The sequence below is a fragment of the Metabacillus bambusae genome (assembly GCF_017497975.1).
Lineage (GTDB): Bacteria > Bacillota > Bacilli > Bacillales > Bacillaceae > Metabacillus > Metabacillus bambusae.
Genome location: NZ_JAGDEL010000001.1, coordinates 221,334 through 233,876 on the forward strand (window position 1 = coordinate 221,334; position 12,543 = coordinate 233,876).

At 33.3% G+C, this 12,543-nt stretch carries 13 protein-coding genes; 2 read left to right on the forward strand and 11 right to left on the reverse strand.

Translation table 11 applies throughout. The features are described 5' to 3' along the window. Positions 1-70: 70 nt before the first annotated feature. The 11 genes from I7822_RS00970 to I7822_RS01015 form a co-directional block, all read right to left on the reverse strand. Entirely contained in the window at positions 71-1,201 is a 1,131-nt protein-coding gene (locus tag I7822_RS00970) for a hypothetical protein (protein WP_207974934.1), read from the reverse strand. Beyond that, the gene (locus I7822_RS00975) at positions 1,185-2,528 is read right to left on the reverse strand and encodes a F390 synthetase-related protein (protein WP_207974935.1); all 1,344 of its coding nucleotides are present in this window, start codon (positions 2,526-2,528) and stop codon (positions 1,185-1,187) included. Before I7822_RS00975 ends, I7822_RS00970 begins: the two co-directional genes overlap by 17 nt. After that, positions 2,521-3,369, reverse strand: coding sequence for an MBL fold metallo-hydrolase (locus tag I7822_RS00980; RefSeq protein ID WP_207974936.1), 849 nt, complete (start codon positions 3,367-3,369; stop codon positions 2,521-2,523). The genes I7822_RS00975 and I7822_RS00980 overlap by 8 nt, the downstream gene beginning before the upstream one ends. Next, positions 3,359-4,351 carry an NAD-dependent epimerase/dehydratase family protein gene (locus I7822_RS00985; protein ID WP_207974937.1) on the reverse strand — a complete coding sequence of 331 codons (993 nt, stop codon included), beginning with the start codon at positions 4,349-4,351 and terminating at the stop codon, positions 3,359-3,361. The genes I7822_RS00980 and I7822_RS00985 overlap by 11 nt, the downstream gene beginning before the upstream one ends. Beyond that, positions 4,348-5,172 (reverse strand): ATP-grasp domain-containing protein, encoded by an 825-nt coding sequence (locus I7822_RS00990; RefSeq protein WP_243459214.1) that lies wholly within the window; start codon positions 5,170-5,172, stop codon positions 4,348-4,350. Before I7822_RS00990 ends, I7822_RS00985 begins: the two co-directional genes overlap by 4 nt. Beyond that, positions 5,153-5,506, reverse strand: coding sequence for an ATP-grasp domain-containing protein (locus I7822_RS29685; protein WP_243459188.1), 354 nt, complete (start codon positions 5,504-5,506; stop codon positions 5,153-5,155). The genes I7822_RS00990 and I7822_RS29685 overlap by 20 nt, the downstream gene beginning before the upstream one ends. Beyond that, a complete protein-coding gene (locus I7822_RS00995; RefSeq protein ID WP_207974938.1) occupies positions 5,496-6,485 on the reverse strand; it encodes a beta-ketoacyl-ACP synthase III in 990 nt (329 codons plus the stop codon). The genes I7822_RS29685 and I7822_RS00995 overlap by 11 nt, the downstream gene beginning before the upstream one ends. A 265-nt stretch (positions 6,486-6,750) precedes the next feature. After that, on the reverse strand, positions 6,751-8,127 hold the full coding sequence (locus I7822_RS01000; protein WP_207974939.1) for a Mur ligase family protein: 1,377 nt from the start codon (positions 8,125-8,127) through the stop codon (positions 6,751-6,753). A gap of 105 nt (positions 8,128-8,232) precedes the next feature. Then, positions 8,233-8,691, reverse strand: a complete 459-nt coding sequence (locus I7822_RS01005; RefSeq protein ID WP_207974940.1) for a CotY/CotZ family spore coat protein — start codon at positions 8,689-8,691, stop codon at positions 8,233-8,235. A 94-nt stretch (positions 8,692-8,785) separates the two neighbouring features. Beyond that, positions 8,786-9,793, reverse strand: coding sequence for a YheC/YheD family protein (locus I7822_RS01010; RefSeq protein ID WP_207974941.1), 1,008 nt, complete (start codon positions 9,791-9,793; stop codon positions 8,786-8,788). Positions 9,794-9,805: 12 nt separating this feature from the next. Beyond that, entirely contained in the window at positions 9,806-11,029 is a 1,224-nt protein-coding gene (locus I7822_RS01015; protein WP_207974942.1) for an ATP-grasp domain-containing protein, read from the reverse strand. Positions 11,030-11,190: 161 nt separating this feature from the next. Between I7822_RS01015 and I7822_RS01020 the strand changes: the two genes are divergently transcribed. Together I7822_RS01020 and I7822_RS01025 are read left to right on the forward strand one after the other, a co-directional pair. Then, positions 11,191-12,267: a YheC/YheD family protein gene (locus I7822_RS01020; RefSeq protein ID WP_207974943.1), complete on the forward strand. Its 1,077-nt coding sequence runs from the start codon at positions 11,191-11,193 to the stop codon at positions 12,265-12,267. Between the two features lie 99 nt (positions 12,268-12,366). Continuing rightward, on the forward strand, positions 12,367-12,507 hold the full coding sequence (locus I7822_RS01025) for a hypothetical protein (RefSeq protein WP_207974944.1): 141 nt from the start codon (positions 12,367-12,369) through the stop codon (positions 12,505-12,507). The last annotated feature ends 36 nt before the right edge of the window (positions 12,508-12,543 follow it).

The window sequence follows — 12,543 nt, forward strand, 5'->3', positions numbered from 1 at the left end:
AATTATACACTATGAAATGAAATAAAATAACATTATACAAAACACTTTGATTAATTATTCTTACATCAGCTTAGAATCTCATTTTCCTAGCAAGTGGCTCAATAACAATATCCATTATCATTTTTAGACAATTCCATGCAAGCGATGATTTTAATGATAAATGTTTATTGTAATAGTATGTATACTCTATCTCTTGTACTGACCCTCGCTTCCTCTTAAATGAACCTGCTCCTGCACTCCGATGTCCCATATAGTTTTTATCGATTATTTCCTTCGTAATAAGCATTGACAATACTCGATAAAGCCCTGCCTCTTTTTCCCTCTCAATCTCATACCCTAATACTGGTGTTGTTAAAACTCCATCTCTCACAAAATAACCAATCACACCAATTACTTTTGCATCTTTCAATACAAGTTTAAATTGTAATGTATTATTTATCGCAGTATTCTTAAAATAGTGCTCTGTAAATTGAGGGTTGTTTATGGAATATTTATCAATATATAACTGATTATATAATTCCTTAACATTCTGATAATCGCCAGTGTGTATATCTCTTATTTGGTAATCAAATTTCTGCAAAAGCTTATTATCTTGATTAAGCGCTTTTCTTTGGTTTTTTGTCAGTGGTATCTTGGGATCAAAAAGATATATCGAACGGGACATAATTCGTTTGTAGCCTTCACTATTAAAACTACTAATCATTTGGTTATGAAGAGTTTCATTTATCGAACGCATGAGGATAGTATACTGTGGAAATTGATTGGTAAGAAACTCTGTCATTTTTTTAATCTGATCACTTGTTAAACTAGGATACAGATTTGTAGACAATAGCCAATTATTTACAACAACAACTTTATTTATATTGCTTTTACGAAGTAAAAATCCAATACCTTCAATAACATACGAAAGAAAAGACTCCAAGCGTTTATTTCCTAATTCCCATAGCTCTTCCTTTGCATAGCTAATATAATGAGTATAAGGAGAAACGACATACGAATTATTGAATTCTTTTTGATTTAGTGAAATTGGTAGAAGGATATCATCAACCTCCAATAAATATATTTCAGTTTCAATGTTCTTAATATATTTCTCTACACCATCTTTCATTAATGTCTCAAAATAATTCCTTATCAAATGACCATCTTTTTTTGTTGACCACTCAATGGAATCGATGTTTTTTGCATCATACAATTTTACCATCGAAGTTTCCTCTCATCGCGTTTTCGATCCGCTTCCTTTTTTTATCAGATGGAATTAAATCGTAAGGTGAAAAGTGGATATCTGGAACGACTAATCGATTTTGTTTCCATAGCTTTGTTATCTCAGATATGACCACTTCTTTCACTGATTCTGAGCTTGCATTTACCTTTAGTTTTACTTCAATTGTTGTCAGATCCATTTGAGTTACCTTGTATTCAAGAATATGATCTGATGCTAGCATAATGGCTCTTCTAATAAAATCGGGAAACAGAACACCTACATCTCCTCCATCCGTTTTGTAGCCATAAAATAAATCATCACAACGTCCATCAATGCGTTCTAATGCTAAAAAGTGTGATCCACAAGGACAATGTGCTTTCCGTTCGATTAGAATGTCATTTAGTCTATAACGAATAATTGGCTGGGTAGTTCTTGTGAAATCAGTTAATATCGGCACAAAAATACCTTTTTCTTTATCTAAATATTCCTTTTGAATTGCTACTAAATCTTCATTCATGTGAAGCGTTCCATGTGAGCATGTAACTGCTAAAAATCCTTCTGTACACTGATAAACTTGGTGAAGTGTTTGCTGAAAGACTTCTTCAATAAACCTTTTATCAAGGTCCTCTAACACTTCAGCTACTGAGACGATCTTTATTGGTCGTATCAGTATTTTATCTTCAATCTGCCATTCTGCGAGTTTTCTTAACATAGACGGCGGAGCTATTATGATGGTCGGCATTAATTCATTTAAGCGGTGAATATGTGTTGGAAAATCATCCAAAAGGTCAAAGAATTGGAAGGTTATTCGGCCATTTTCGGTTGTGCTATACAAATTGTTGTTTGCTCTAAGGAAAAAAGCAATTTTTTGCTTTTCAATTAGGCTTCCAGGTAATAATTTAGCTAAAACAGCTCCAGCCCATTTTGCTGCCTCCTTATCACTCACTAAAAATACCCCTCGGTTTCCGCTTGTACCTGACGATAGGCCTATTGAAATATCAGCTATTTTCGCTGTAAAATCTCTCGTTCTCTCTGCTTCAAACGCTATCTCAAGGGCTCTTTTCTTCTTGATTCCAACGGTATTAAAGTCATCGAAATGGTTCATCATAATTGATTTATCAATAATTGGAAGCGATTCCCAATTATGTTCTTGTATTTCATTTTGATAATCTTTATAGAATTCTCGGTAAAAAGCTGAATGCCTTAACACAAATAATAATTGTTTTTTAATTTCCCGCTGCTGAAAGCGTTGCAATTCCTCCTTGGATAAAAATCTTCTACCATACTTAGTTAACACATATTGTTTCACTAAATTCAGCTTATTCATAAACAAACCCCTTTTTCACAAGCTCCCACGTTTTTTGACAATGTGTTGGTAAAATATCTATTTCAGAATTTGTTCTTGATAAGCGATGAAGTTTTATTACATTTTTCTTATACGCTTTGATATCTTCTATTAATAAATTTGCAACTTTATGAGGGAAAATGAGTTTTTCATAGGCTTGGCTTAACCATACCGCATCAGCACATAATAAAACCCTTTTTCCACTTTGAAGATTGACAAAAATACCAAATTGTCCAATCGCATGTCCAGTTAAATCTACTGCTGTTATCGAATTGTCTCCGAGCACATCAAATCCAGTTGTAAATTCCCCATAGCGATTGTCTAGCTTAATTTCAGCTTGATCAATGAAAGTAATACGCGTATCAATGTCTTCTGGAATCAAATCTAATAAACATCCTTTTGTTAAAGCGCGCAATTTATTCATTGATTTAATAGGTTCATAGCCTTTTCTAAACGTGAGAATTTTCGCATCTGGAAAATCCTTCAATCCACCAGTATGGTCGCCATGAAAATGAGAAAGGATGATCATATTTATATCCTCAGCCTTAATCCCGTCTTTTTCCAATTGTTTTTTTATCGACTTTTCTTCTGAAAAGAAAACCGGTGTTAACTTTGCATATAGTGAATAGGGGAATTTTTTTGTTGCTTCTATAAAATGTGTTGCATAGCCCGTATCAAAAAGGATGTATCCCTTTGTTGGATGCTTTATTAAAGCAACTGTTGCAGGGAACTCTATTGACTTTAATGTTCCATTTGGTAAAACTATCTTTTCGGGGTGTGTACAATAACCACATTCGTAAAGCTTTATCGAATTAATTTTCATGTTTTTTCCACCATTCTACGAATTCCTTTGTCCCCTGTTCTATTGAAACAGCAGGAATATAGCCCAATTCTTGTTGAGCCTTTTCCAGTGACAATGTTTGTGATTGTGAAAGTACACTTACGGTATACCGAGTTAGCAAAGGTTCTCTTCCACCTAAAAAAATTGTTGAGATGTACTCAAGTGTCCTAGCAATAAAAAAAGCCTTGTTATAAGAGATTTCCTTATAAGATACAGTTTTTCCTAATTGGGCCATCACTTCTTCAAGCATTTCATATAGATTTACTCGTACGCCATTTGTAATATTGTATTTTCTGCCTAGTGTTCCTTCCCCTGATGTTAGACAAAGCAATAATGCATCAACAACATTTTCTACATATGTAATATCGACTTCAACATAGCCCTTTCCGATCTTTGGGAACATGCCCTTTTCACATACTTTAATCAACCTAGGGAGAATTGCATTGTCACCAGGGCCAAAAATAGCTCTTGGTCTGATAGTAATTGTTGGCAGACCTTCATGAAATGCTTTATCAATCTCTAATTCTGCTATATATTTCGTTTTTGCATAATGGTTAACGAACTTATTAGGTAATGGATCAGATTCTTTTACATTTCTACGCTCATCAAAGTAAAAATAGAGGCTTGGTGTCGATACATGGATAAGTCGTTTCACACACCATTTCTTACTACCTTCAATGATGTTTTTAGTACCAAGAACATTTGCTGCATAAAAATCCTGATATTTTCCCCAGGGAGAAGAAAGAGCACCACAATGAAACACATAATCTTTATCTTTACAAAGTTCAATGATTCTCTCAGTGTCCTCTAAGGTCGCTTCTTCAAAGCAAATCCCGATCTTTTTTAACGTCTCCCCTACCTCTTTATTTCGTCCAATGCCAGTAACATTGTAACCAAGTGAAGCAAGTCTAAATGCTAATTTCTTTCCTAAAAATCCTGTTGCACCCGTTACTAATATGTTCAAGAATGTTCACCATCCCAGCTAATGTCATACGTTGACTGCTCTAGCATAGTCAGTTTATTAATACGACTTTCCCTCCTCAAAAAGTACATACTCACAAATTGATAGAAAAAAGGCTTTATATCATTTTTTCTAAATGTAATATCTTTATATGTTGCAAGTATTTGAAACCACCGTTTTACTTGTTTCATTGATTTAAAATTGTTTCGTCCATAAAGAAGAACACCTAACTTAATAGCTTCTTTTGTTTCATTTTTAGGGTAAAGTAGATCGGTTTGTTCTCCTTTTATTACTTTGGCCATTTCTTTCCCAAATAAATGCAATCCACTTGTTGCCCGTGGATTGCATTCTATTGGGATGGCAACACCAGCATGATTGACGATAAAATCAAAAGATATTTGTCCTGTAAATGATAGCTTCGCAACGATTGTTTTAACAAATTGCTCGATTTCTGGTTTTTCTGTATATTGATAGGAGAGTGTTGCACCTAAGCCAGCTGTGAATTCGGATTTATATACAGAATGTGCTTGTAATTTCCCATTTCTTGCAAATCCATAGGAACAGTATTGTTTTCCAAAGATCCGCTCCTGCACTATCCAAAGTGAATCTTCAAATACTTGTATTGGAAACTCTTCTCCTCGTTTTAGAAATATTACCGAATCAGAAAACCTAGAATAGACTTTTTTCAATACTAGATCACTATGAAATTCCTTTATAAAATCTGTTTGATTTACTTGTGGTTGTAGGAATTGTGTTTTTGGTGTTTCATAGCCTAGTTCCTCGACAAATCGGATGAACCTTTCTTTATGATGGAGTAATTTCATTTTTTTCAAGATCATCGACTACTACATCACAATAAGCTGATAATTGATCCTTATACATTGAGACAAAGAAGATCTCTTCACAAGTAGGCATTAATATATCTACGCGCTTATTTTTAATTATCTGTATTAAACAGTTAATAAATTCTTGCGTTTCATATTTTGGAGAAGGGTATAAAAAGAATTCTTTTATCCGATTTGTGGTTTTTGCAAGCGCATATGGGACACTATCAGCAGTATAAACATCCATTCCTCCATCTTCTAAAACTCTGCATAAGTGAAGTGTAACTGGTGCTCTAGCTCCTAATATCAAAACTCGCTTTCTCTTAATATTCAAGTACGATGCCTCCAATGGATAATCCTGCTGAAGTTCCTAATAGTAAAACTTTGTCTCCTCTTTTCACTCTTCCTTGTTGAACAGCTTCAAATAACGCCATTGGAATAGATGCTGCAATCATATTTCCATAGTTTTCAATAATATTCATAAACCTCGACTCATCTACTCCTAGCTTTTTACGGATTATCTTCATCGCAGATGCGCTTGCTTGGTGAGGGATCACCATATCGATATCTTCCATTGTAAGATTTGTAGTTGAAAAGAGTGTTTCGATAAATCGTGGTAGAAGTTTAAAGGATAATTTAAAGATGGCCCTTCCATCCATATCAAAAAGAAAATCACCTTTTGTTTGTTCGTTATATTCTCTAGGATGGATTTTGGTTCCTCCACCTCTTATTTCAGATAAATGAGCACCCGCACTATATGTTTCCATATGTGAGCATAGTATCCCTGAACCATCAGTTGATTTGGATAAAACAACCGCAACAGCACCATCCCCAAACAAAATTGAGCTCTCGTCTTGATCCCAGTTTAGTCCTACTGAGGAAATCTCAGAGGATATTACTAATACATTCTTATACCTACCACAATCAATTGCATATGAGATCATATCTAGAGCTGTAACAAAGCTTAAACAAGTAGAGTTTAGATCAAATGCAGGAATGCCAGAAGTCTGAAGACCTAATTGTTCATGAAGCAATGCGGCATTACAGGGGATTGCTTGCTCCATCGTACCACTTCCACTAATTAAACAATCAATATCAGTTAAAGTTAAACCGGCATCTTGAACTGCTTTTTTAGAAGCCTCTGCACCCATATAAGAAGCTGTTTCATCTCCAACAAAATACCGTTCCTTCACCCCTGATTTGCTTTCAGACCACCCACTTTTTGTTGAAAGTATTTGATCGATTTCTTCCGCTTTCACCAATCGTTTCGGTAAATATGTGCCGATACCTTTTATTTTTATACTACGTTTCATTTATGTGCACCTCAATGTTTATGTCAGTTGTACTTAATCTATGAAGGTATATCAAACAAATAGTAGAAAAGTAACTATTTATTAGCGAAACTTCTCCATACATCTTACCTTTTATAATTCTATTGGAAAATATCTGTATTTCAATTTATCGTTTTTTCTTGATATTATTTCATTCATCCTTTCTAAATTCCAAACACTAAAAAAGGGTCAGACCCACCTAAAACTAAAGGGTCTGACATTTTTTAGCATCATCTATATATCATGTTTAGAATTGTGTTAATCTTTTTATTAGCCCACTGTATGAGAGATTCATAGACGTTTTTACTAGTATACATGTATCACGATCAGAAGTTGCTTGTAATATATCAAATGCTGCTTGTTGATCATACGCATGGAAAACTTTATTTGTATCCATTCCAAGTTCAATTGCTCGATCACTCATTACCTTTGATTTTTCTCCGATTGTAACAAAAAAATCTACTTTACTGTTTATAACAAGATCCGCTACTTTTATATATTCATTTACATAAGATTGTCCTAGTTCCTCAATATCACCTAGAACAACAATTTTTTTATTCGCTTTACTAGCGTGTTGTAGTACATCAAAAGCAGCTTTTATTGATGTAGGATTTGTACTCCATGTATCATCGATAATTACACTTTCGTTTATCCCTTTTTTAAATTGGGTATGGCGTCTAACGTGCTTAAATGATTTTAATCGTTCAATTGCTTCGATTATACTGATATTTAATTCCATACATACAGCAATTGCGTACATTGCGTTATATACATTATGTTCCCCAAAACCTGGTACAAAACATGGATAGACCGTGCCATTATATTTTAGATTAAATCGCATTCCCTTTTTCCCATATCTAATATTGCTAGCTGTAAACATCGTATCCTTCTTTAAACTTACATAAACAATTTTCCCTTTAAAATCATTTAGATTTATTCTTTTTGTATATTCATCATCTGCATTTAATACTAGTACACCCTTATTTTGTAAGGCTATTAGCATTTTCGCTTTTTCCTCGATGTATTTATCATGCTCGTGAAATCCTTCAAGATGATCCACACCAATGTTTGTAATAACTCCAATCTCTGGCATAAAGTAATGTGCTGTGTAAAGCATATTATCAGGGCTGTCTACTCCCATTTCAATGACAGCTACGTCTGTCTTATTATCAATTTGCATGAGATATTTAAGATTACGTGATAATCCATTTTCACTCAACCTCGTTTTGACAACATTTAAGTCTTTTGATAAAATGCATGCAATCATTTCTTTTGTTGTGGTTTTTCCGCAAGTTCCTGTAACTCCAATAATTGGAAGCGAGAACAAACTTCGATAATAGCTTATAAATTTATAATAGGCAGTTTTTACATTCTGAACATAGACAATAGTAATGCCCTCATCCTTAATACTTTTAACAAATGATAAGTTACTTACTACAAGTACACATCCATCTACATCACTAGGAATTTGAATCTTTTCCTTTTTCATATGAAAATAAATTGAATGATTTGTGATTGGGTATCTCTTCCCTTTTGCTACACTTTTTATTAAGGGGTTTTCTTGCCCATTTATGATTTCTCCATTTAATATTGGAAGAATACTTACAAGTCTGAGATGTTTCATAACTCACCTCACTTTCTGTTAGAATATGTTGATTGGATATATACTAAAAACCTGAAAGATTATTCTCCAGGTTTTTACTCCACACATTTTCTAATGAATTTTCACTCATCTTGGCTCGATAATAATTTTTCTATTTAGTAACTCAACATTTAGGTAGTGAATTGCACAAAAACTAGATAGGTCAACGTCGACACAAATCGGAGTTCTTTCTAATCTTACAATTTCACATATCTCTTTTGACAAACGTCCATCAATGTCCAATGGTTTTAACAAAGAAAGAGTTGCACACTTTTGCTTTTCATCTATATTTTCGATTCGAAAAAAACTAGTACAAAATGAGTCCGATTTTTCATCTTCCAAATGATTAGAAATATATCCTGTTAACTCGAACAATCCACAATCATTCCATAATATAAAAGGAATCGTATCCACTATTTTCACATGTTTACATCGATATTTAGAACTACTTAATGATGGATCTATTATGAATTCTTGATGGAATTTAATTGTTTTCAATGTCTCTAAAATGCATAAGTTTCTCATTTCCTTATGTGAATCAATCATCCACCCTCCTACCCCATTCTCCGTTTTCTCCCTATATAGTATAAGTTTGTTAACCAAATTGTGAATGTACCCTGTAAATAGGGTTGCCTAGAAATTAGTTTGCATGTAGACTCATAGCATAAGGAATCATTTGTTTAGCAACTTCAAATTCCCTATGTTTAGAACCAGGTCTCCAGTTAACTTCATAGATCCATAGCTTTCTATTTGCATCGATTCCTACATCAATTCCAAGTTCATCAAAGGAACAGTTGTAAATTTGATCGAGATGTTCAGAAAACGATATGGCAAAGGTTTGTAATATTTGATCTACCTGTGAACTCTCTTGACCAAATTCCTGTTCTAAGAAAGAAGTTAATTCCCCTCTAAATCCTCCACTGCTGATATTACTTATTAATTTTCCATCTCCATTAATTCTCGGATAGATAAGAGCAATCACCCACTTCTTATTTTCATTTTTTAGAACATGTAAACGAAAGTCATACGCTAATCCTGATTTAGTCTTACACTCAATAAAAGGCTGCATGATATATTTATTCTTTATTTTTCCAGTCAAATCATCCACTAACTCTTGAATTGTTATTCGTTTCAGTTCTTTACCATGTAGAATTGAAATAAGATCCTCTTCTATTTCTTCAATAAAATAGATATCTTTGCCCTTATTACCCGACATTGGCTTCATCACTATTTTCGAATGTTTTTTCAAATAGGATATGACCTGTTTTCCACGCTGAATTCTTTTTGTCGGTATCAGGTAGTCTGCAAATTCGTTTTCTGTTTTTACTTTTTTATATACTTGTAATTTATTTCCTACAGAATGACTGGTAAAAGGAAGGTCTTGTTTCAATCTCCTATAAATCATCACTTGTTCCGCTGATTTTGGACTACTGCTGTTTATCACAACATCTGGAAAGTCTGTTTCTAATTGTAGCCATTCTCCATTTCCATATTGCCAACTGTTAATTTTTCTTCTATTAAAATCAATCCCGTTATAGGAAAAATAAATAAAATCTACACCTTCCATTTTTGCAACTGCTGCAAATGCATAGGCCTTTTTTACCTTTTCCGGACTTTTTCGATAATGGAGCATACCAATTAATGTCATGTTGAATCATCCTTATAGAGGGACTAAATAAAACTTTATTTCTTTAGCCGCTTTCATTGCAATCCTTTTAGCTTCTTCCGGTGTGTCAGCCGCTGCAAGAACATATGCGTATCTGTCACCCATTGACATTGGAATTGTTAAAATTGTTCCTTTCCGAGGTTTAACATATACTTTTCTAACTCCGCTTATGGCAGAAGCTCGATTTTTCCCTGTTATTTTTAACAATCTCCCTGTTGAATTAACAGTTAAATAATGTGCGTAAACATATTTTTGTTCATTAATCGTTTGAAAGGATTTTAAACCTAAGGTCAATTTTAAAATTTCTTTTGCTAAATTTATCCCTGTACTTTCCATAATGATTTCATTCATTGCACCGCCAGAAATTCGTGGATTTATTTCGATTAATTTCCAAACGCCATTTACGAACCTCATTTCTAAGTGACAACTACCATCAGTAAATTCCATACATTTTAGTATGCTTGTTACCGAGTTTATTAAATTCGTATATGCTTCTTCTGTTAGTACTGCAGGATATTCATATCCTGTTACAATAAAACGATATTTATGATCAATTTTCTGTTCAATTACTCCTGCAAACTCTATTTTTCCATTACATACAACAATCTCAATAATGTATTGGGTTCCATTTAAAAATTCCTCAACTAAAATTGAACTAGTTGGATATTTCCTTCTTAAAGACAAAAAACCATTTGTAAATTCTTCAATACTTTTTACTAAAATCACATCTTTTGAGCCATTTGATACTGGGATTTTAAGTACTAGTGGTAATTGATCTTTAATCTTTTCAATACAAAAGGTAAGAGGAGCCTCAAAAGGGAGAATCGTATATGATGGCGTTGAAGGGTGAGTGGATAAATGATCACGGGTCCTTGTTTTATCCTCCATCCTATAAAGTGCTTTAGTTGATAAATGAACTAGACCTAAATATTCAGATAGTCTTGCTGCTACATACACAAAAGGATCTATGTAACTAATACAACCCTTTATTGATTTACCCAGCTCAGACAATCTTTCAATCTCCCTTATTAGTTCTTCATTATATGATAAATTTTTCAAATAAATCATCAAATGGACATCAGGGAACTCATCTCGTTGGCGGAAAAAATTTTCCCGATCAGTAAACAAAACAGTGAAGTAGCCAAGTTCTTCCGCTGCTTTTATTGCATCTCTACTTGATCCTGATTTGTTCGTGCCGATAAATACAATCGTTTTCATATTCTCTTCAACTCCAAAAACGTAAAGTGAAACTTCTAAAAGGTCAGAAAATGGCTTTAATCATAATTTATTCATGTGAATTTCAATGTGTCATTTTTTTTAGTATGTTTTGAAAAAATCCAACATCTAATAAATGTATATGGTAGTAGGAGGTTTTAAATGTGAGGACAATTGGGGTTTTACTGACAGAAAGAACATATCAGTCCATTAAAAAAGGAACTCCTCCCCGTTCGATTACATTTTACGAAGAGGTTGCTATTTTAAATAAGTTATCAATTGTTTATACCTGCCCTTCGCAAATAAATGACATTTATGTAGAAACTGGCTTGGTATATGATGCAAATTTAAAAACATTTCATGAAAAATCATGCCCACTCCCTTCCATTTTTTATAATCGTTCAAGCTTCAATAATAGTAAGTCCATAAAAAAAGTGAGTTCACTTATACAAACTAATATTGTTGTTTTTAATGCACTCCCGTTTAGAAACGGTAAGCATAAAATAAACAACATTTTACAAGGTTATGAAACGATAAATAAACACCTTCCGAAAACAGCCATGACCTCAGAATCATCGTTGATCAAAATGATGAAAAAGTATTCAATGCTTATTCTCAAGCCATGCCATAGTAGTAAAGGAAAAGGAATCATGTCTCTTGAAGAAGTCAATCAAAATCAATGGCTTCTTATTTATCAAACCAAAAATGGGAACATGAAGGAAATCGGAGAAAAACAGCAGATTGTGAAGCTTATTATGAAAAAAATCAACGGAAAAAAATATATAATACAAGAAAAAATTAAACTATCAACGTTAAATGATCGCCCCTTTGATATTCGAGTTATTCTTCAAAAAAACGATCTAGGAGAGTGGAGCGTCACGGGGATGCTAGGTAAACTTGCCGCAATAGAAGAATTTGTTACGAATGTTGGACATAGAGGAGAATTTGATTTATTAGAGTCCTATTTAATGAAACATCCATCACTATCCTCATCCAGTGTTATTCTTCAATTGGAACAGTTATCAAAGCTAATCGCTCAGAAATTAGAAAAACACTGCTATCTACTCGGTGATTTAGGTTTTGATTTTGGTGTAACAAACGAGGGGAAAATTTATTTTATAGAATGTAATTTCAGGTCACAATATAACGTGCTAAAAAGCAAAGAATATCTCTACTACTTATGGAAACAAACTCATACCCAACCAATTTTATATGCGAAATTTTTATTAAATAATCTTTAATACATTCATTAAATTTGAGACCCTATAAGTTGAAATATTTTTAATGAAAATAGGAAAACTAAGCAGGATACAAACATCTTAAAAAAGGAGGTTTTCAAAGTGTCAAAGAAAAAACAAACACCATCACCAGAAGTTGATCAAAAACAACTAATCAACGACAAGGTTGAAAAGTTACGTGAAAACAATTATGAAGATGATCACGTTCGGAAGGTAACAATAAGTGGTGCAGATGGTCAATAGGAACTAGGTTTTAATTTACAAAGCCTGCATTTTTAA